20 protein-coding genes are annotated in these 20,374 nt (G+C 70.2%); 8 read left to right on the top strand and 12 right to left on the bottom strand.

The window, feature by feature from the left end; all coding sequences use genetic code 11:
- Positions 1-9: 9 nt before the first annotated feature.
- From ACLQ2S_RS18065 to ACLQ2S_RS18030, 8 genes are read right to left on the bottom strand one after another with little or no spacing between them, the layout of a single operon-like run.
- Complete coding sequence (locus ACLQ2S_RS18065) at positions 10-1,026, bottom strand: aldo/keto reductase (protein WP_155218968.1); 1,017 nt, start codon at positions 1,024-1,026, stop codon at positions 10-12.
- Positions 1,023-2,513: an FAD-dependent tricarballylate dehydrogenase TcuA gene (gene tcuA / locus ACLQ2S_RS18060; RefSeq protein ID WP_425702147.1), complete on the bottom strand. Its 1,491-nt coding sequence runs from the start codon at positions 2,511-2,513 to the stop codon at positions 1,023-1,025. Before tcuA ends, ACLQ2S_RS18065 begins: the two co-directional genes overlap by 4 nt.
- A 56-nt stretch (positions 2,514-2,569) precedes the next feature.
- On the bottom strand, positions 2,570-3,751 hold the full coding sequence (locus tag ACLQ2S_RS18055; protein ID WP_155218964.1) for an ABC transporter ATP-binding protein: 1,182 nt from the start codon (positions 3,749-3,751) through the stop codon (positions 2,570-2,572).
- A gap of 29 nt (positions 3,752-3,780) precedes the next feature.
- On the bottom strand, positions 3,781-5,556 hold the full coding sequence (locus ACLQ2S_RS18050; RefSeq protein WP_155218962.1) for an ABC transporter permease: 1,776 nt from the start codon (positions 5,554-5,556) through the stop codon (positions 3,781-3,783).
- 13 nt (positions 5,557-5,569) lie between these two features.
- Positions 5,570-6,595, bottom strand: a complete 1,026-nt coding sequence (locus ACLQ2S_RS18045) for an ABC transporter substrate-binding protein (protein ID WP_425702146.1) — start codon at positions 6,593-6,595, stop codon at positions 5,570-5,572.
- Entirely contained in the window at positions 6,579-7,652 is a 1,074-nt protein-coding gene (dmpG, locus tag ACLQ2S_RS18040) for a 4-hydroxy-2-oxovalerate aldolase (protein WP_425702145.1), read from the bottom strand. The genes ACLQ2S_RS18045 and dmpG overlap by 17 nt, the downstream gene beginning before the upstream one ends.
- The gene (locus ACLQ2S_RS18035; RefSeq protein ID WP_155218958.1) at positions 7,649-8,548 is read right to left on the bottom strand and encodes an acetaldehyde dehydrogenase (acetylating); all 900 of its coding nucleotides are present in this window, start codon (positions 8,546-8,548) and stop codon (positions 7,649-7,651) included. Before ACLQ2S_RS18035 ends, dmpG begins: the two co-directional genes overlap by 4 nt.
- Positions 8,545-9,222, bottom strand: a complete 678-nt coding sequence (locus ACLQ2S_RS18030) for an RraA family protein (RefSeq protein ID WP_196222550.1) — start codon at positions 9,220-9,222, stop codon at positions 8,545-8,547. Before ACLQ2S_RS18030 ends, ACLQ2S_RS18035 begins: the two co-directional genes overlap by 4 nt.
- A 223-nt stretch (positions 9,223-9,445) precedes the next feature.
- Between ACLQ2S_RS18030 and ACLQ2S_RS18025 the strand changes: the two genes are divergently transcribed.
- Positions 9,446-10,207 (top strand): IclR family transcriptional regulator, encoded by a 762-nt coding sequence (locus ACLQ2S_RS18025; RefSeq protein WP_155218954.1) that lies wholly within the window; start codon positions 9,446-9,448, stop codon positions 10,205-10,207.
- Here the strand turns inward: ACLQ2S_RS18025 and ACLQ2S_RS18020 are convergent.
- The gene (locus tag ACLQ2S_RS18020; RefSeq protein ID WP_155218952.1) at positions 10,194-11,414 is read right to left on the bottom strand and encodes an MFS transporter; all 1,221 of its coding nucleotides are present in this window, start codon (positions 11,412-11,414) and stop codon (positions 10,194-10,196) included. The two genes, ACLQ2S_RS18025 and ACLQ2S_RS18020, sit on opposite strands and share 14 nt — an antisense overlap.
- Positions 11,415-11,642: 228 nt before the next feature.
- Between ACLQ2S_RS18020 and ACLQ2S_RS18015 the strand changes: the two genes are divergently transcribed.
- Positions 11,643-12,791 carry a zinc-dependent alcohol dehydrogenase gene (locus ACLQ2S_RS18015; protein ID WP_155218950.1) on the top strand — a complete coding sequence of 383 codons (1,149 nt, stop codon included), beginning with the start codon at positions 11,643-11,645 and terminating at the stop codon, positions 12,789-12,791.
- 18 nt (positions 12,792-12,809) lie between these two features.
- Entirely contained in the window at positions 12,810-13,385 is a 576-nt protein-coding gene (locus ACLQ2S_RS18010) for a hypothetical protein (protein ID WP_155218948.1), read from the top strand.
- An 86-nt stretch (positions 13,386-13,471) separates the two neighbouring features.
- Here ACLQ2S_RS18010 and ACLQ2S_RS18005 read toward each other — a convergent pair whose 3' ends face one another.
- Together ACLQ2S_RS18005 and ACLQ2S_RS18000 are read right to left on the bottom strand one after the other, a co-directional pair.
- Positions 13,472-13,756 (bottom strand): DUF427 domain-containing protein, encoded by a 285-nt coding sequence (locus ACLQ2S_RS18005; protein ID WP_155218946.1) that lies wholly within the window; start codon positions 13,754-13,756, stop codon positions 13,472-13,474.
- A 45-nt stretch (positions 13,757-13,801) separates the two neighbouring features.
- On the bottom strand, positions 13,802-14,299 hold the full coding sequence (locus tag ACLQ2S_RS18000) for a metallophosphoesterase family protein (protein ID WP_309223394.1): 498 nt from the start codon (positions 14,297-14,299) through the stop codon (positions 13,802-13,804).
- A gap of 136 nt (positions 14,300-14,435) precedes the next feature.
- Between ACLQ2S_RS18000 and ACLQ2S_RS17995 the strand changes: the two genes are divergently transcribed.
- Positions 14,436-15,530, top strand: a complete 1,095-nt coding sequence (locus tag ACLQ2S_RS17995) for a winged helix DNA-binding domain-containing protein (protein WP_155218944.1) — start codon at positions 14,436-14,438, stop codon at positions 15,528-15,530.
- Here ACLQ2S_RS17995 and ACLQ2S_RS17990 read toward each other — a convergent pair.
- Positions 15,517-15,936 (bottom strand): YunG family protein, encoded by a 420-nt coding sequence (locus ACLQ2S_RS17990; protein ID WP_230462656.1) that lies wholly within the window; start codon positions 15,934-15,936, stop codon positions 15,517-15,519. The two genes, ACLQ2S_RS17995 and ACLQ2S_RS17990, sit on opposite strands and share 14 nt — an antisense overlap.
- A gap of 266 nt (positions 15,937-16,202) precedes the next feature.
- Between ACLQ2S_RS17990 and ACLQ2S_RS17985 the strand changes: the two genes are divergently transcribed.
- From ACLQ2S_RS17985 to ACLQ2S_RS17970, 4 genes are read left to right on the top strand one after another with little or no spacing between them, the layout of a single operon-like run.
- On the top strand, positions 16,203-17,777 hold the full coding sequence (locus tag ACLQ2S_RS17985) for a phenylacetate--CoA ligase family protein (protein WP_425702144.1): 1,575 nt from the start codon (positions 16,203-16,205) through the stop codon (positions 17,775-17,777).
- 3 nt (positions 17,778-17,780) lie between these two features.
- A complete protein-coding gene (locus tag ACLQ2S_RS17980) occupies positions 17,781-18,221 on the top strand; it encodes a DUF4188 domain-containing protein (protein ID WP_155218940.1) in 441 nt (146 codons plus the stop codon).
- Positions 18,218-19,309 carry a GNAT family N-acetyltransferase gene (locus ACLQ2S_RS17975; protein WP_309223393.1) on the top strand — a complete coding sequence of 364 codons (1,092 nt, stop codon included), beginning with the start codon at positions 18,218-18,220 and terminating at the stop codon, positions 19,307-19,309. Before ACLQ2S_RS17980 ends, ACLQ2S_RS17975 begins: the two co-directional genes overlap by 4 nt.
- Complete coding sequence (locus tag ACLQ2S_RS17970) at positions 19,310-20,275, top strand: nitroreductase (RefSeq protein WP_425702143.1); 966 nt, start codon at positions 19,310-19,312, stop codon at positions 20,273-20,275.
- Positions 20,276-20,374: the final 99 nt, after the last annotated feature.

Raw genomic sequence — 20,374 nt, 5'->3', positions numbered from 1 at the left:
CACTCCTCGTCAGCTTGATTCGAAGTCGATCTCTTCGGACTGGTGGCGGTGGTTCACGGTCACCCGGTCCACCTCGTCCCAGACGTCGTCGGGCAACGTGAGGTCCAGCGCGTCGGTCACGGTGTCGAGCTGGCTGACGCGACTCACCCCGACGATCGGGGCGGTGACGTCGGGTTGACGTATCCCCCAGGCGGTGGCGAGCACCGCCAGGGTGGTGCCGGCCCGCCGCGCGATGGAGCCGAGCGCGTCGACGGTGTCGAACGTCTCGTCGGTCCAGTAGCGCCTGGTGTAGCGCTGGCCCGCCGCCCCCACCGCGAACCGGCTCTCCGGAGGCGGCCCCTGGCGACGGTCGTACTTGCCGGTCAGGACACCACCGGCGAGCAGGTTGAAGGCGAGCACCGCCACGTTCTGCTCGCGGCACAGCCGCAGCGCCTCGATCTCGGCGCCCCGTCGTACCAGGCTGTACCGCAGCTGGACGGTGTGCAGCTTCGGCAGGCCCCGCAACTCGCCGAGCACGAGTGCCTGCGCGAGCTGATAGGCCAGGAAGTTGCAGCAGCCGACATAGCGGACCTTGCCGGAGCGTACGAGTGTGTCGAGCGCGGAGAGTGTCTCCTCCAGCGGTGTCGACCTGTCGAACCTGTGTAGTTGCAGCAGGTCGATGTGGTCAGTGCCGAGCCGGGCCAGCGATCCGTCGACGGCCGACAGCAGGTGCTTGCGGGACAGGCCCAGCTGCCACGGGCTCGGGCCGGTCCGGTTGTAGACCTTCGTCGCCAGGAACACCCGGTCCCGTCGGCCCGCCAGCCACCGGCCGAGCAGCGTCTCGGTCACACCCACCGACTCGGCACCGCTGCCCAGCGGGTAGCTCGTCGCGGTGTCCAGCCAGGTCAGTCCCCGCTCGAAGGCCCGGTCCAGGATCTCGCGGGAGGTCTCCTCGGAACACTGCAACCCGAAGGTCGCGGTACCCAGCACGACCCGAGGCACCCGTACTCCGGTGTCGCCGAGCAGGACACTGCCGGGCGAGGTCATCCCCGGTCCCGGCTGTGACGTGCCGCGGACTTGCCCGCCCGATAGCCGAACACCGCACCCGACATCAGGCCGCTGCCGCCGGGGTAGTTGTCGTAGAACAGCCCGCCCACGACCTCGCCGGCCGCATGCAGACCAGGGATGATTTGATCACCCTGATCGAGTACGCGGGCGTCCGCGTCGACGCGGACTCCCCCGTAGGTGAAGGTGATCGCGCAGCCGACCGGGTACGCGATGAAGGGCGGCTGGTCGATCGGTTGCGCCCAGTTGCTCTTCGGCGGCTCGATGCCGGTGGCGGCGAGCCCGTCGAGGATCGTCGGGTTGAACGGCCGGTCGCCCACCGCGGCGTTGTACGCCGCCACCGTCCGTTCGAGCCGGTCCGCGTTGAGGTCGAGCAGTTCGGCGAGCTCCCGGATGGTGGCGGCCTCGACCCGGCTGGCCCCGTCGTGCCCGTAGTCGGTCCGAAGCAGGCCCGCGCCACGCTGGTCGAAGATCTGGTACGCCAGGCCGCCGGTCTGCCGCAGGATCGCCGCTCCCATCTTCGCGTAGGTGTAGTTGCGGAAGTCCGCACCCTCGTCGACGAACCGGCTGCCCTCCACGTTGACCGTGATGCCGAACGGATACGAGTGGCGTTGCAGCTTGTTGGTCAGCACCCGGTTGCCGTACTGACCGGCGTTGATGTCCCAGGCCACCGCGTGTGCACCGGACCAGTTGCCGTACGCCTGGGCGCCGATGTCGAGCGCGCTCATCAGCGCCTCCCCGGTGTTGTACCGGCTGCCCCGCACCTTGGCGGTGTCCCAACCGGGGCCGAGGTAGGTGGCGCGCAGCCGGGCGTCGGCCTCGAAGCCACCGGCGGCGAGCACCACGGCACGGGCACGGATCTGCCGCTCGCCCTGCGGGGTCCGGCACACCACACCCTCGACCGCACCACCGGGGCCGATCAGGAATCCGGTCATCTGGTGCTCGGTTCGCACGTCGATGCCGGTGCTCTTGGCGGCGTTGAGGTGCTGCTCGATCAGTCCGATTCCCCCGCCGACGGTCGCGATGGTGCCACCGCCCCAGAACTTCTTCCGCCCGTCGACCTCGAAGACCTGGTTGTCGGACTGGAGCTTGAACCGGATTCCGTGCCGACGCAGCCATTGCAGGGTGCTGAAGGAGTTCTCCACCAGGATGCGCATCAGCGTGGGATCGGTGCGGCCCCGGGTCAGGCGCAACATGTCCGCGGCGAAGCTCTCCGCCGGGTACGGGTCCAGGTCGTAGGAGGCGGCCTCCCGTTCGTCGAGTTCGTCGAGCAGGGGACGCAGGTCGTCGAGTCCTCCGTAGGTGGCGCGGAACGAGCCGAGCGTGAAGTACGAGTTGCCACCGAGTTCGGCGGCCGGGGCCTTCTCCAACACGCCGACCCGGGCCACCTCCTCCCGTGCGGCGTGCGCCGCCGAGAAGGCGGCGTTGCCCGCCCCGACGACGAGGACGTCGTACTCGAAGTCGTTCATGTCTCTCCTTTTGTCTCGCCATGCCCGCGGCGATCTGCCGCCCGTGGGCGATGTGTTCAGGGGCGGAGGATGCGCACGTCGGCCTCGTCGACGGTGATGTCGACGGAGGCGCCTTCCGGCAACTCGGTGCGGGTGTTGCTCCACACCCGCAGCAGGTGCGCGCCGCACTGGACGTGGTATTCGGTGTGTGGACCGAAGAACAGGGCCGCGTTGACGGTCCCGCCGAAGCCGGCGGAGGAGGCCGTGCCGTTGGCGGGCGGGCCGGTGCGCGGCACGGCCCGGACACGCTCGGGTCGGAACAGAGCGATCACCCGATCCCCCACGGCGATCTGCGGCGATCCGACGCTTCCGTGGATCGGCCCGATGTCCGTCTCGACGGTCGCCTGCCCGGACGCGTCGATCGCCACGACGGTGCCGGGTAGCTCGTTGCTCGTGCCGACGAAGTTCGCGACGTAGCGGGAGTTGGCCTCGTGGTAGATGTCGCGGGGCGAGCCGAGCTGGACGAACCGCCCCTCGCCCATCACCGCGATGCGGTGTGCCAGTCCCATGGCCTCGTGCTGGTCGTGCGTCACGTACACGGCGGCGAAGCCCAACTCCCGCTGCATGGACACCAGCTCGGCCCGCAGTTGCTCGCGAACCTTTGCGTCCACATTCGACAGTGGCTCGTCGAACAGCACCAGGTCGGTGCCGGCCACCAGCGCCCGGGCGAGGGCGACCCGTTGTTGCTGGCCGCCACTCATCTGTCCGGGGTACTGACGCCCGAGGTCACCGATGTGCACGAGATCGAGACTCGCCTGCACCCGGCTGGCGATCTCCGCCCGCGACAGCTTCTCCGCCCGGTTCTCCAACGGGTAGGCGACGTTCTGGTTCACCGTCATGTGCGGCCACAGCGCGTACGACTGGAAGATCATGCTGATGCGGCGCTTCTCCGGCGGGACCAGCAGCCGGCGGGCGTGGTCGAACACCGGAACGCCGTCGATCTCGACGCTGCCGGCGTCCGGTGTCTCCAGGCCGGCGATCATCCTCAGTAGCGTGGTCTTGCCGCAGCCACTAGGGCCGAGCAGCACCAGGAACTCGCCTCGGGCGACGTCGAAGGAGACGTCGTCGACCGCGTTGGTGTCGGTGCCGTCCGCGCGACGGAACCGCTTGCGCACGTCCCGTACCCGCACGATCGGGCCTGCGGTGGGCGGATCGGCCGTGGCGGCCGTCGGCGTCCCGACGTATGCCGGTGCAACCATGCTCGTATCACCTCCGGGTTGTTGCGTGGTCATCGGGCTCTCCGGGGCCGGCGGCTGTTTCCCTGCCAACGGCCCTGCCAGCGGGAGTAGACGAGCGAGAGTCCGACGACGAGCGCGGTTATGGCGGTCAGGACGACGGACAGTGAGGCGAGTTCCGCGTAGGACCCGTTCTCGTAGATCTGCAGGATGCGGAAACCGACCACCATGTTGGAGGTGCCGGCGAGCACCGCGGTCGCGGTGAGGTCACCGACCATCCGGGCGAAGAGGAAGGCCCAACCGGCGACCAGTCCGGGCACCATGAGGGGTAGGTACACCCGGCGGAACGTCTTGCCACCGCCGGCACCGTTGATCTGTGAGGCTTCCGCCAGGTCGCTGCCCACCTGGCTGGCTGCGGAGTCCGCAGCCACCGAACCCTGCGGCAGATAGATGCTGATGTACGCCAGCAGCAGGATCACCGTGGTGCCGCCGAGGTAGAACGGCGGACCACCGAAGGCGAGGATGAAGCCGACCGCGATCACCAGGTGGGAGAAGACCGAGGGCAGCTTGATCGCCCCGTCGAGGACCCGCACCGCCCGGTTGCGGGAGCGCACGACCAGCAGGGCGATCAGCGCTGCGGCGATCATGCCGATGGTGGCCCCGGTGACGCCGATCCACAGGCTGTTCTGCACCGCGGTCAGCGTCTGGGTGCTCTCGAAGACCGATTCCCGCAGCGAGTCCAGACTCAGTCCGGCCCACTTGATCTTCGGCGTCCAGTAGCCGTTGAACGACACCAGCAGCAGCCCCACCGCCGGCAGCACCACCGCGAGGAAGCCGTAGCCGAGGATGACCAGCCGGGCCGGCCACTTCCAGCGACCCAACTCCTGCCGGGTGAAGCGCTGCCCCTTACCCCCCATGGTGGCGTGCCGGCCGCTGCGCAACAGCCGCGACTGGAAGTACCACATGACACCGACGAAGACCAGCACGATGAAGCTCAGGCCGACGGCGGTCGCCGTCTCCGGCGGGTAGGTGAAGGAGAGCAGGTCGACGATCCGGACGGAGAGCACGTCGATGCCGGCGCCCGAGCCGATGATGACCGGGACCGAGTAGAGCGAGAAACCCTGCCAGCCCATCAGCAGGATCGCCCCGCCGATGCTCGGCCGGATGGCGGGGAACGTGATCCGTCGCAACGTCGTCCACCGGCTCGCGCCGCTGATCCTCGACTGCTCGTCCAGGCTCGCGTCGGCGCTGCGCAGACCCCCGGTGACCAGCATGAAGACGTACGGCACCTGGTACAGCGTGTAAACGAAGATCAGCCCGGGCCAGGAGAAGATGTTGAACGGACCGTCGGCCAACTCGATGCCGACACCGCCGACCACCCACCTGATGAAGGCGTTGAGCAGTCCCGCGTTCGACGACAGCAGCAGCACCCAACCGACCGCGCCGGCGATCGGAGGCAACAGGAACGGAATCAACGGCATCGAGTCGGTGATCCCGGCCAGGCGGGCGTCGGTGCGTTCGTTGAGCCAGGCGAGGCCCGACCCGACGATGAGGGCGAGCACGCCACTGACGACGACCGCGATCAACGTGTTGAGCACCAGGGTGCCGAGGTCCGGGACAGCGAACACGTCCCTGATCGGTCCCAGGGTGGGGCTGCCGTCGACGACGAACAGGCCGAGGGCCACTCGCAGGATCGGGTAGGTCGCCAGCAGGGCGAAGGCCGTCGCCACCACCGTCGCTATCGCGGCGAAGGGGGTGATCCGGCGCCGGACCTCCCGAGCCGGCGCGGGCGTTGCGGCCTCCGGCTCGGGAGGAGCGATCGTCACCATCGCGGCACACCCATCAGCTCAGCCCGAGACGGGCGAGTACCGATGCCTGCTGTGTCCCGGCCCCGGCCAGGTCCGGTGAGACGTACTGACCCGGGAGCTTCCCGGTGTCGTACGGGGAGACGGCTCCGGCGGCGTCGGCCAGGGTCACACTGCCCTCCTTGGAGAGCGCGTACTGCACCAGCAGACGGGCGGCGTTCGGATTCCGGCCGTTGGCCGCGACACCCGGGACGACCTCCGCCCCGCTGGTCAGCTCCGGGGCCACGAACTCGATGGGCGCGCCCTTCTCCTTCGGGTCGGCGATGTGCGAGCCCAGGCCCATCACACAGAACGCCGCCTCACCGGCGGCCACGGCCGCAGCTGCCGGCACCCCGCTGGCGTACTTCTTCAGGTCCTGGGCGCCGAACCGTTCCAGGAAGTCGGGTCCGCTGGCCTCGGCCACCACCAGCCACTCCCCGATGTACGAGGCGGACGAGGCCGGATCCGGGATGGCGATCTTGCCGCGCCACTTGGGGTCGAGCAGGTCCTCCCAGGTCTTCGGAGCCTCGTTCGCGGGTACCAGGTCGGTGTTGTAGGCGATGCCGGCCGGCTGGATGATCGAAATGGCGGTGCCCTCGTCGGGAAGTACGAACCGGGGGTCCAGCCCACCGGGAAAGTCCGGCAGACCGGCGTCGGCCAACGGCACCAGCCAGCCGTTCGTGATCGCCTCGGTGGTGAAGCCGGTACGGGAGATCAACAGGGCGTCGGCAGCCGGCGCGCCGGCCTGCGCCTCGGCCGAGAATCGCTGGGCCAGCTGTGCACTGGTCAGTCGGACGACCTCGACCTTGATGCCGTACCTGTCGGTGAAGGACTTGGCGAAGGCGGCCGTCGCCTCCTCCTCGACCGAGCTGTAGAGCGTGACGGTGCCTTCCTCCTTGGCGGCACTCTCCAGGTTGTCCGGCGCGGCGACCTCTCGGGGTGCGCCGCCTCCGTCGCCGCAGGCGCTGAGCGTCAGCAGGGTGACCAGCGCGGCGGCAGCCAGGTATCTACGAGGTTGGGTCATCGTGGGCGACCTCTCTGTCGGTGGGGTCAGTCGGGTGTGCTCGGGAACGGTCTTCCGCCAGCGCCACCGCCACGTCGATCAGGAGGTCCTCCTGACCACCCACGTATCGGCGCCGGCCGGCTTCGCGGAGAATCTCGTGGCTGGGCACGCCGTAGCGGTGGGCAGCCCGTTCGGCATGCAGCAGAAAGCTGGAGTAGACGCCGGCATATCCCATGACGATCGACGCCCGGTCCATCACCGGCTCTCGTTCGATGTAGGGCGCGACCGTCTCCTCGGCGGCGTCCAGGACCAGCCCGAGGTCGACTCCGGTGTCGATGCCGAGCCGGTCGAAGACGGCCGTGAGCACCTCGGTCGGCGAGTTGCCGGCACCGGCGCCCAGCGCCCGGGTCGCACCGTCGATCTGCCGCGCACCCGCGCGGACCGCGGCGACCGAGTTGGCTACCCCCATGGCGAGGTTGTTGTGGCCGTGGAATCCGACCTGCGCGTCCGTGCCGAGTTCCGCGTGCAACGCCGCCACCCGCGCGGTGGTGTCGTCGGGCAGCAGTGCGCCCGCGGAGTCGACGACGTAGACGCACTGTGCTCCGGCGTCGGCCATGATCCGGGCCTGGCGAGCCAGCCGCGCCGGCTCGATCATGTGGGACATCATCAGGAAGCCGACCGTCTCGACGCCGAGCGAGCGGGCGAGCCCGAGATGCTGGCTGGCGATGTCGGCCTCCGTGCAGTGGGTGGCGACCCGGATCAGGCCGACACCGTGGTCGACCGCCGCGCGGAGCTGCTCGACGGTGCCCACTCCGGGCAGCAGCAGCGCCGCGATCAGGGCCGGACCGGCCTCGGCGACGGCGACGTCGATCAGGTGCAGCTCCGGGGTCGCGGAGAAGCCGTAGTTGAAGGAGGATCCGGCGAGGCCGTCGCCGTGTGTCACCTCGATCACCGGTACCCGCGCCGCGCGCAACGCCCGGACGGTCGACCGCACGTGGTCGGGTCGGAACTGGTGGCGCATGGCGTGGCTGCCGTCGCGCAACGTGGTGTCGGTGAGGCGAACCTGCGGGCCGGTCACGACGCCACCCCCGCCCGCGCCGCCGCGATCCGCTCCCCCACCGCGGTCGCGGCCGCGGTCATGATGTCGAGGTTGCCGGCGTACGGCGGCAGATGGTCGCCGTTGCCCTCGACCTCCAACAGGACCGTCACCCGGGCCCGGCCCTGCCAGCCGGGGCGGGGGTCGTCGAACTGCGGCGGGGCCGCCAGCCGATAGCCCGGCACGTAGTCGGCCACCCGCTGGACCATTTGGTGGACCGACTCGCTGATCCGGGCCCGGTCGGCATCGGGGTCGACGGCACAGTAGACGGTGTCGCGCATGATCATGGGCGGATCGACCGGGTTGAGGATGATGATCGCCTTGCCGGATTGGGCGCCGCCGATCAACTCCACGCCTCGAGCGGTGGTGGTGGTGAACTCGTCGATGTTGGCCCGGGTTCCCGGACCGGCCGACCGGGACGCGATGGAGGCGACGATCTCCGCGTAGCTGACCGGCGTGACTGCCGAGATCGCCGCGACGATCGGGATGGTGGCCTGGCCCCCACAGGTGATCATGTTGACGTTCGGCGCGGTCAGATGCTGGTCGAGGTTGACTGACGGCACGACGAACGGGCCGACGGCCGCCGGGGTGAGGTCGATCGCCTGGATTCCCGCATCGGCGTAGCGGGAGTGATGGGCCAGGTGCGCAGACGCGGAGGTCGCCTCGAAGACGAGCGCGGGCAGCGGGTCCAGGGTCAACAGCCAGTCGACCCCGCCTGAGGAGGCCGGCACGCCGGTCCGTCGGGCCTGGGCGAGGCCCTCGGAGGCGGGATCGACGCCGACCATGGCCACCAGTTCAAGGTCCGCGGAACGGTGGATCTTGACCATGAGATCGGTGCCGATGTTGCCGGATCCCACGATCGCCACAGGAAGACTCATGAGGGCAGGCTTCCCGGGATCTGGAACGGCTCGTCCAGTGCCGGTCGCATGCGTTCGTCGACCCAGGTCCGTCCGTAGAGGATTTCCAACGGAAGGTCCTCGTCCTGCACGTCGCGCTTCTGCTGCTCCTCCATCCGGAGGCGCTCCTCGGCGGCGTCGGCGACCTGTTCGGCGATCGTGCGTGGGACCACGACCACGCCGTCCTCGTCACCGACGATCACGTCGCCCGGCTGGACGACCACGCCCGCACAGGTGATGGCCACGTTCACCGCGCCCACCGCGTGCTTCACCGCGGAGCGGGGCACGATCCCGACGCAGAAGACGGGAAATCCGATGGCCATGATGCCGGACCGGTCGCGGACGCTGCCGTCGATCACCGCTCCGGCGAAGCCGACACGCTGGGCGAACAGCGACATGTTGCGCCCGAGGACGGTGGCGTCGTAGGTGCCGCCCGTGTCGACCACCAACACGTCGCCCGGCTCGCCGAGTTGCAGCGCCTTGTGCACCATCAGGTTGTCGCCCTCCGGGCAGTGCACCGTGACGGCAGTACCGACGAGCTTGCGATCGATGTCCAACGGCCGCATGCGGTGTGACATCGCTCCGTGACGGCCCATCGCGTCCGACAGCGTGGCTGTGTCGATCTGACCGAGCCGCTCACGCACGCTGAGTGACACCCGTTCAGATACTCGATTGATGCTCTTGAACATTGGCTCCCCTTCGAGTGCGCTCCGTCCACGGCCGCTGGCTGGGACTATGGCGCTTCAAGCCCGGGGTCGTATATGAATACGTATCGGATTGCGAGATGGTCTTCGTAAATTTCTGGTTGCCAAGTCGACAACATCCCCCACAAAAAATCACTCTCCGTAGTCAACCCTCGAAGGCAGGAGAGAGCGCGACATGAGCACAGACCCGTCACTCACCGTATTGAAGGCATTCCGGATCCTCGATTTGTTCCGGACCCATCGGCAGATCGGCGTCAGCCAGTGCGCAGAGCTGCTGGGCATGACGAAAGCAAGCGCACACCGGCTCTTGGTGAGCCTCAACGCCGCTGGTGCCGTCGAACGAACCGACGGCGGACAGTACCGGTTGTCGATCTGGATGTTCGAGATCGGCACTCAGGTGCCACTACTGCGCGCATTGACCGAGCAGGCCCAGGTCCCCATGGAACGCCTCGTCGCCGAGACCGGCCTCCAGGCGCATCTCGCAGTACGTGACGGCACCGAGCTGATCTACCTGCTCAAAATCAGCCATGCCGACGGGCGGGTACGCAGCCGACCGGGCACCCGCAACCCGCTCTACGCGACCGGACTCGGCAAGATCCTCCTGGCCGGTGCGCCGGAATCGGTGGTCGAGCAGGTCATCGCACAGGGACTACGGCCACTGACCAGGTACACCCGTACGTCGCCCGCCCTGCTCCGCGCCGAACTCGCCGACGTACGACGGACCGGCTTCGCGTACGACCGCGAGGAGCGGCAGATCGGCGTCTCGTGCATCGCCACCGGCCTGCACGATCGGGCCGGTCGGGTGATCGCCGCGATCTCGGTCCCCTCCGACTCGGAGCACCGGGCTCTCGAACAGAGCCGACTACAGACCGCGCTCCGCACGGCCGCCCAGGCCATCGAAGCCCGACTCGACCGCCGGGCCTTCAGCGTCCCCTGACGCGAGCCGCCCCCGCTACTCGCGGGGGTTGGTGACCGAACGCCCGCATGGCGAGCGCACCGACGAGCGGGCCGGGGGCGAGCAGCAGGAACGCCCAACGCCAGCCGACCTCGTCGGCCAGGACGGGTACCAGCTGGATGGTGACGACGGTGAGGGCGAAACCGATGGCCGTCTGCGCGGTGAGCGCGGTGCCGACGTACCGCCGGTCGGCGACCTCGCTCAGGGCGGTCGAGAAGACACCGGAATCCGCGATCACCGCGGCGCCCCACACCACGCCCAGCAGCACGACGGCGGCGGGCGGCGCGGTGAAGAACAGGGGTGAGACCAGACAGCAGACGCCACTGACCAGCAGGGCGGTGAACGCGGCCCGGGGGCGTCCGAACCGGTCGGCGGCCCATCCGCCGGCCAGACATCCGGCGACCCCGGCCAGGCCGATGGCCAGGAACGCGAGCAGGCTGACGTTCGCGTCGTCCCGACCTGTCCGGGCCGCCGTACCCGCGATCAGGAAGCTCGGCAGCCAGGTCCACAGCGCGTACAGCTCCCACATGTGCCCGAAGTAGCCCAGGTTCACCAGCCGGGGACCACGCTGGCGGAACATCGCCAGGGCGTACCGGGGGTACGGGCGCGGCGGCGGGCCCGGGGCGAACTGCGGACCTTCGCGTACGAGGGTCACCGACACCACCGCGCCGAGCAGCGCGCTCCCGGCCGCCGTGCCCATCACGCCGCGCCACGGCAGGTCGCCCAACCCGCCGATCAGGTGCGGTAGCGCCGAGCCGAGAGTCAGCGCGCCGATCATGACGCCGAACGCGAGCCCCCGGCGGGCCGGGGGCACCCAGGAGCCGGTCAGCTTCATGCCGACCGGATACACCCCGGCCAGGAAGACCCCGGTGAGGAACCGCAGCGGAATGGCCCCGGCCAGCCCGTCGACGGTGAGGGCGAAGACGCCGGTGCAGGCGGCGGCGAGCGTCGCGCAACCGGCCATCAACAGGTGCGGCCTCGTCCGGTCGGCCAGGTTCAGCAGGGTCGACGTGACGGCACCGGCGACGAACCCGAGTTGGACGGACGCGGTCAGCCACACCGACGCGGTCGCGCTGATCTGCCACGCCTCGCGCAGCGCCGGCACCACGGCCGAGGCCGAGAACCACACCGCCAGGCTGAGCACCTGGACGGCGGCGATCAGGGCTCGCTGTGCCCCAGGTCGTGACATGGTCTGCGCTCCTCGACTGCCACCGTAGATCACCTCGGGTGAGTGGTGGACCGGGGGCCGCGGTGCGTGCCGCCGCACAACCGCCAAGCCGTCCTAGGACGAAGGTGGGGTCACTCCCCCGGGCTTCACCGGTCGTCAGTTTGTCGGCCAGACGTCCGGGTACCAGGTGAGGAAGCGGACGGATCGAGGCCGATGAGATCCGCCGGATCTGGTCCAGGAGGCGAGTCGATGCGGGCGATGGTCTATCGCGGGCCGTACCGAATCCGGGTGCAGGAGAAGGACCGCCCGTCGATCGAACACCCCAACGACGCGATCGTACGGGTGACGCGTGCGGCGATCTGCGGATCCGACCTGCACCTCTACCACGGCATGATGCCCGACACCCGAGTCGGGACGACCTTCGGTCACGAGTTCATCGGCGTCGTCGACGAGGTGGGCCCGTCAGTGCGGAACCTGCGGCCCGACGACCGCGTGATGGTCCCCTTCAACATCTTCTGCGGGTCGTGCTTCTACTGCGCCCGGGGGTTGTACAGCAACTGCCACAACGTCAACCCGAACGCCACGGCGGTGGGCGGGATCTACGGCTACTCGCACACCTGCGGCGGCTACGACGGCGGTCAGGCCGAGTACGTCCGGGTGCCCTTCGCCGACGTCGGTCCGAGCATCATTCCCGAGTGGATGGCGGACGACGACGCCGTCATGCTCACCGACGCCCTCGCCACCGGATACTTCGGGGCGCAGCTCGGCGACATCGTCGAAGGCGACGTCGTGGTGGTCTTCGGCGCGGGGCCGGTGGGACTGTACGCGGCGAAGTCGGCCTGGCTCATGGGAGCCGGTCGGGTCATCGTCATCGACCATCTCGACTACCGGCTGGAGAAGGCCGCCTCGTTCGCCCACGCCGAGACCTACAACTTCGCCGAGTACGACGACATCGTCGTACACCTCAAGAAGATCACCGACCACCTCGGTGCCGACGTGGCCATCGACGCGGTCGGAGCCGAGGCGGACGGCAACCTCCTCCAGCACGTCACCGCCGCGAAGCTCAAGTTGCAGGGCGGGTCACCGGTCGCCCTCAACTGGGCGATCGACTCGGTACGCAAGGGCGGCACCATCTCGGTGATGGGCGCCTACGGGCCGATGTTCAGCGCGGTGAAGTTCGGCGACGCGATGAACAAGGGGCTCACCCTGAGGACGAACCAGTGCCCGGTGAAGCGCCAGTGGCCACGCCTGTTCGAGCACATCCGCAACGGCTACCTCAAGCCCAGCGACATCATCACCCACCGGATTCCGCTGGAACACATCGCCGAGGCGTACCACATCTTCTCGGCCAAGCTCGACGGCTGCATCAAGCCGCTGATCGTGCCGAACACCGCCTGACCAGACCGGGAGCCGGAGATGCCCTACACGCCCGACAAACCGCCCCTGGCCCGCTCCAGCGACCAGCTGCGTGCCCGCATTCCCGGCTGGGGCGTCGACCTGGACCCGAAGGACCGCCCCTCGGTGCCCAGGGAGAGATTCGACCCGGAGCACACCGGCGCACACTGGCAGTTCCCCGAGCGCCAGCCCGAGCGGCAGCCCCGGGAAAGGTCGATCGAACACAAGTTCCTCACTCCCGTCTTCGGCACCTCCTGCCCGCCCCGCGGGCTCTCCGGGGTGATGCGCAGGTACGCCTACCGCACCTACAGCGAAGGGCGCGCCGCGCACTGGCTGCTGCTGCTGGCCGCCGACCGGGTGGACACCGCCGAGAGCACGCTGCGGTCCCTGGTCACCCGCCGCCCCGACAATCCGGTCACCGAGACCGGAGTGCGCAGCGAGTTCTCCCATCACGGCCTCGCCTCCCGAACGCGTGGTCGGCGTGCCGACCGGGTGCACCACCCGCTCGACCCGATCGTCGTCGCGGCGCCCTGGCTGCTGGCCGGAGGACTCGTCTACGCCGGCGTACGGCGCATCACCAGGCACCGGCGCGGCTGAGAGCCGAGTCCGGTCACCGGATGGCTGCTCTGGCCGGCGGTGCACCCGCTGCGCCCGGTCGACGTCACGAACCGGGTCGGCGCGCGTCAGTCGACGACCGTGACGTCCTTCCAGAAGGCGACCCGGTCGCGGACCATCTCGGCCTCGGGCAACGGCTGCGGGTAGTACCAGACCGCATCCACACTGGTCTGGCCGCCGTGGGCCAGGGTGTAGTACGACGCGGTGCCCTTCCACGGGCAGAACGTGTGGGTGTCGGAGTCCCTCAGCAGGTCGTCGCGGAGCGCGGCTCGGGGGAAGTAGTGGTTGCCCTCCACCACCACGGTGTCCGGACTCTCCGCGATGACCAGGTCGTTCCAGATGGCTTTCGGCATGCCGCCCAGCCTATGCCCGCCCTCGGCGCGGCACCTCGTGCCGAGTCAGCGCGGCACCTCGTGCAGGGTGACGGCGTCGAGCCGACCGTCGGCCAGCTCGGCGGTGAGGTACGTCGCGTACGGCTGGCGACGCCGGTCGGTCGGCGAACCGGGATTGAGCAACCGCAGCCCGCCGGGCGCCTCGCTGTCCCAGGGGATGTGGGAGTGCCCGAAGACCAGCACGTCGCGGTCGGGGAAGCGGGCCGCGCACCGCCGCTCCCGGCCGCTGGCCGGACCGGTCTCGTGCACCACCGCGAGCCGCAGACCGGCGACCTCCACCCGGGCGACCTCCGGCAGTCGGGCACGCAGTTCCGGACCGTCGTTGTTGCCGTAGACGCCGATCAGCCGGGCGCTGCGCCGCTCCAACTCGTCAAGGAGCGCGACACTGACCCAGTCACCGGCATGGATGACGAGGTCGGCGGCGTCGACGGCAGCCCACAGCCCGGACGGCAGGTCACGGGCCCGTTTCGGCAGGTGGGTGTCTGCCATGATGACCAACCGCACCCGGCCAGCGTAACCCCGGCTCGTCTCGGCCCGGCTCGCCTCGCCCGCCCTCGACACCGCCGAACTCGGTCTGCGCCTGCTCGTCGCGTGAGCCACGCCGGGAGAGATGTCCGGGGTGGGCGCTAGCCTCCCCGCCATGAGCGTGCTCGACCAACGTGCCCTCAACCGGGCATTACTGGCCCGTCAGCTGCTGTTGCGGCGGCACGACATGCCGGTCACCTCCGCTGTGGAACACCTGGTGGGGTTGCAGGCGCAGGAACCGCTGGAGCCGTACGCCGGGTTGTGGAGCCGACTGGTCGACTTCCGGCCGTCGGCGCTGGCCGAGTTGCTGCTGAGCCGCCGGGCGGTGCGCACCCTGCTGATGCGGCGCACCCTGCACCTGGTGACCGCCGACGACTGCGTCGCGCTGCGGCCGGTGCACCAGACGATGCTGGTCTCCCGCATGTGGTCGACGTTGCGCCGGGCGTTACCCGGTGTCGACCTCGACGAGTTGGCGGCGGTGGGCCGACCGTTGTTCGAGGAGCGGCCGCGCATGCTGACCGAGGCGGCCCGCGAGATCGTCGACCGTTGGCCGGGGGTGCAGGCACGCACGCTGGGCGACGCGCTCAGCACCCTCGTGCCGCTCGTGCAGGTGCCCCCTCGTGGCGTCTGGGGCGAGCGCGCCCGCGCGTATTACACCACCGTCGAGGCGTGGCTGGGCCGCCCGCCGGGGCCGGAGTCGCCGGACGCGGTCGACGCGTTGGTCCTGCGGTACCTCGCCGCGTACGGTCCGGCGGCCACCGCCGACATCCGCGCCTGGTCGGGGTTGAGCGGGCTACGGGAGTCCGTCCAACGGCTGCGACCCACCTTGCGTACGTTCCGCGACGAGCGTGGCCGCGAGTTGCTCGACGTGCCCGACGGTGCGCTGCCCGACCCGCAGACCCCGGCACCGCCCCGTTTCCTGCCAGCGTTCGACAACGCGGTGCTCGGCTACGACGACCGCAGCCGCGTGATCGACGCCGAGCATCGCGGGCTGAGCGTCACCGGCGCACGTTTCCTGCTGCTCGACGGCCGGGTCTCGGGCACCTGGGCGGTCACCGTCGACGGCGGCGCGGCCACCTTGCGGATCACGCCGCTGCGCCCGTTCACTGCCGACGAACGTGACGCCGTGGTCGCCGAGGGCGAAAGTCTGCTGACCATGTTCCAACCGGAGCCGGCGCACCCCAACCGCGTCTCGATCACAAAGGCGTGACATCAGGTGGCGCGGCGTCCGGCCACGGACCCGCCGCCAGCAGACACCGGACCCGCTGCCGCAGGATCTCGTACTGTTCCCGGCATCGCCGAGGTGCGTCCGGCGGCCGTTGCTGCACCCGACCGCCGACGACGACCTCCTCCGGACGGAACTGGTCAGCGGTCAGGTCCACCTGCTGCCCGTCGGGCAGCCGATTCCAGTAGTGGTGACCGACCTTGTCGTCCCGGACGAATACCTCGCCGAGGATCAGCTCTCCACCGAGCAGGTCCTGGACGACCAGCGCGGTCACCCCGCACTGGCCGCGAGCCGGGTTGTCCGGCCGCCAGTGCCGCACGTCGTGCGGGTCGCAGGTGTCCGCGCCCCAGGCGGCCCGGAGTATCGGGCGCAGCACCGCCAGGTCGAGCATCGTGGCCTCCCCCTCGTCGTACGCGTTCTCGGACGGTCGTCGTGCAGAGTGGGCCGTCGACCAGGTCGAGGGTCAAGGGGAAGTCGGTCCGGCAGCCGTCGAAAGCGGATCTCCGCTGGCCGCCGCGTCAGCGACCTGGTGCAGGGCGTCCTCCGGGAGCAACTGCTCAACGAGTGACCGCCGGGCCCGGGACTGGGTAGGGGTACTCAGCACAAGCCGTACGCGGTGCTCAGGTGTGGCCGTCCCGGCGCCGACAGGATTTCGGCATGGCCGAACTGCCGCACCGACACGTCGCTCTGCGTACCGCCGAATCACCGCTGCCAGCGGTGGCCGCCCACGCCCGGCAGGCCCTGCTGGGGCCGCTCGGCCGCCTGGTCGCCGTGCTGAGCCGGCTCGTGTGCCGCCACCCCGCCGGCTGGCGGTGGCTGGCCCGGTGGCACCACCCGGTCCTGGACCGACTGGCCGCCGCGCACGCCCACGCCACCTGCGTACGCGCCGCTCGCCAGGTGCCCGCCTACCGGGCCTTTCTGCGTGCCCGCCCCGGCACCCGTCGACGGTTGAGCGACTATCCGGAGACCGACAAGCTCAGCTACGTCACGCCGCACGACGCCGCCGCACGCTGCTGGAACGGACGGTTGCCCAGCCGTGGCGTGGTGGTCGACGAGTCGGCCGGCTCCTCGGGGCAGCCGTTCAACTGGCCTCGCGGCGACCGGGAGCTGCGTGCGGTGCACCGCGACATCGCCGGTTACACCGGGCTGGTGTTCCCGATGCGCCGACCGTTCGTCATCAACGCCTACTCGATGGGCGCCTGGGCGACCGGGACGACGACCGGTGCCGCGATGGCCCGCATCGCGGTCGTGAAGAACACCGGACCGGACCTCGGGAAGATCGCCGACACGCTCCGCGAGTTCGGCCCCGACTTCGACTACCTGGTGACCGCCTACCCGCCGTTCCTGAAGCACCTGCGCGACCGGCTCGACGCCGACGGCTTCCCCTGGAAGCGGTACCGCATCTTCGCCAGCTGCGGCGGCGAGGGCATGACCGAGGCGCTGCGGGACTACCTGGAGCAGCGGTTCGCACTGGTGCGTTCGGCGTACGGTGCCTCGGACCTGACCATCGGTATCGGTGCGGAGACCCGGTTCACGGTGTGGCTGCGGCGACGGTTGCAGACCGACCGTGGCCTGCGGGAGGCGCTGCTCGGTGCCGACGAGCAGCGGCTGCCGATGGTGTTCCAGTACAACCCGTTCACCACCTACCTGGAGACGAACGAGCGACGGGAGCTGATCTGCACGGTCACCGGTGACGTGCTGCAACCCCGGCTGCGGTACAACGTCGGGGACGAGGCGCTGCTGGTGCCGTACCGGCGGGTGGTCGAGCTGGCGCAGGCCGATCCGGTACGCCGGGCCGAACTGCGCACCGCCGTCGCGGCCGAACGGATGACCCTGCCGGTGCTGCTGTTGTTCGGCCGACGCGACTCCACGGTCTCCTACCTGGGGGCGAACCTCTACCCCCAGGACGTCGAGTACGGCCTCTACGCCGGCAACCCGCACGCCGCCGAGATCAACGCCTTCTGTCTGACCCTGGTCGAGGATGCCGCGCTGGAGACCCGGCCGGTGATCCACCTCGAACTGCGCCGCCCGTTGGCCGCCGCGGCACGCGAGGCCCTCGCCGAGGCGTGCCGCAGCGGGGTACGTCGGCACCTCACCTCGGTCTCACGGGACTTCGCCCAGTCCCTCGTGGAGGACCCGACCGCCGGTGACCTCCGGGTGGAGCTGCACGAACCCGGCCAGGGTCCGTTCGCCGGACCGCAGAAGATCAAGAACGTCTACCTGGTGAGGTGATCCATGCGTACCCGTGACTTCTCCCGTGCCCCCGCCCAGGCCCGCGCCGGCGCCATGTTCATCGGCGGCACCCGCTACGCCAATCCCCTGGTGCTGCTGCGGCTGGCGCCGGACTGGTTCCGGATGGTCCGCGACATGCGGCGGATGTCCGGCTACTGCTGGCACACCGTCTACTGGCAGTTCCCGCTGACCCTGGGCACGATCGCGTTCTTCACCGACCGCGACGCGATGCTGCGCTTCGCCCGTACCCGCCATCACCGGCGGCTCATGGTCTGGTTGACCGACGGCACCCGCAACGCCAAGGCCGGGTTCATCCGGCTCTACAGCGCCGACCCGGACGGCTACTCCAACGGCGCCTGGCGGGCCGAAGGCCCGGAGATCGGCCACATCGACACCTTCACCCCGTTGGGCGCGGAGACGACCGGGCCGGCGGTGCGTCGGTGACTACCGGCTCCCACCGGTTCGAGCGGGTCACCACCCGCCGCGAGCTGCGTCAGTTCCTCACGTTCGCCGATCGGCTCTACGCCGACGAGCCGCGGCACGTGCCCATCCCACGGCAGCAGATCAGCAGGTGGTGGCGCGACGGCGTACCGCTGTACCTGCTGCGGGACGCCACCGGCGCGGTGGTCGCCCGCACCACAATGCACACCGAGGCGGCCTTCGACGCCAAGCTCGGCCGACGGTGCCAGCTCTTCGGGCTGACCGAGTTCACCCCACCGGCCGCCCAGCCGCTGTTCGACGCGATCAGCACGCACGCCGACGCCGACCGGGACCTGCTTTTCGGACCGGTGTCGCTGCTGCCCAACCAGGCCGGCGGGGTGATCACCTCCGGCCACCCCGAGCGGGGCTTCGTCGACAGCGCCTGGAACCCGCCGCGTTACGTCGCGGCCTACGAGGCGTACGGGTTCCACCGACGGTTCGAGTCGGACACCTGGATCTGCCCGGTGACCGCGCCGACCCGGCCGGTGCCGGCCTCGGCGCACGTCGAACCGGACGGTGCCCGGCTCGAACTGCACCACGGTGACGTCAGACGCCTCGACGAGCAGCTCGACCTGCTGCGTGGGATGTTGAACGACTCGTTCGCCCAGCTCGGCTACTACACCCCGATCTCGGCGGCGCAACTGCGGCGACAGACCGACGGGCTGGCGTACCTGCTCGACGAGTCACTGCTGCTCTACCTGACCCGCGACGACCGACCGGTGGCGTTCGTGCTCTGCGTACCGGACATCAGCGAGTTCCTGGTCCGGGTGCGTGGCGACCTGCATCCGGTCAACCAGCTGCGGCTGCTGGCCGCGCGCCGCCGCTACCGGCGAGAGGCGGTGCTCATCGTCAAGGGCGTGCTCCCGCGTTACCAGGGACGCGGCTACCAGCGGCTGCTCTCCGCGCACCTGCACCGGAACCTGCACGTCGGCGGCTACACGACGTTGCGCAGCACCTTCGTCGGGCGGGACAACCCGGCGTCGGCAGCCCAGTACCGGCGGCTCGGCGGTCGTCCGCTGCACGGGTACACCTTCTACGCCAAGGAGTTGTAGGTGGACGTCGCCGCGTTCCGCGCGCTTGAACCGCTGTGCTGGCGGGCCCCCAGCGCGCACAACACGCAGCCGTGGCGGCTGCGCTACGAGCCGCAGGCGATCCGCGTCGGGTGGGACGAGTCGCGCACGCTGCCGGTGGCCGACGCCACCGGCCGGGACCTGCGCCTGTCCCTCGGCGCGTTCGTCGAGACCTGTCTGATCGTCGCGGCCGACGCCGGACTACGACTCGAGTACGTCGCCGACCACGACGAGCGGCACCGCCGGGTGGGTTGGCTGCGGACGGCCGAGCACCGCTACCCGACACCGTTTCGCACCACGGACGTGTGGGAGCGCCGTACCGACCGGGGCCGCTTGACCGACGGCCCGGAGCAGGACACCCTCGCGGCGCTCGACGCGGTCGCCCGGCACGCCGGTGGAGCCGTCCGCGCCGTGCCGGAGCCCGATCGCCTCGGTGCCCTGCTGCGCGCCGCCGACCGGCGGTTGTACGCCGACCCGGCGGTCGTCGCCGAGCTGCGTCGCTGGCTGCGGCTGGACCCGACGCATCCGAGCTATGACGCCGACGGGCTCAGCGACCGATGCCTGGCGTTGTCGCGGCCCGCGGCGGCCGGTCTGCGCGCGGCGCTGGCCGCCTATCCCCTGCTGCGGCCGTTGGGGTTGCCGAGGTTGCTCGCCGCGGCCGACGACCCGCTCGCGCGCGGCGGCACGGTGCTGGTCCTGGTCGCCCCGGCGGACCTCGACCCGGCCGGGCAGGTCGAGTTCGGCCGGGTGCTGCTGCGGGTCTGGCTGGCCCTGCACACCGCCGGGTTGGTGGCGCATCCGCTGAGCCAGCTCATCGACGTCGCCGCCACCCGGACGGCGCTCGGCGCGCTGCTGGACGTGACACCGGACCGCCTGATGCATGTCGCCCGGGTGGGTCGGCCCACCGGGGCGGCTCCCCGATCGGCGCGTCGACCCGGTGGCGGCTGAGCGCGTGTAGCGGAACTCGGGAAACGCTTGACGGGGCAACCCCTATCGAGGAGTGTCAATCTTGAATCGCACCGTGCGTGCCCTGATTCGGGGAGGATT

Source organism: Micromonospora sp. DT48 (assembly GCF_049844495.1).
GTDB lineage: Bacteria > Actinomycetota > Actinomycetes > Mycobacteriales > Micromonosporaceae > Micromonospora.
The sequence above is the reverse complement of the archived record's forward strand: the minus strand, read 5'-3'. Positions and strand labels throughout refer to the sequence as shown.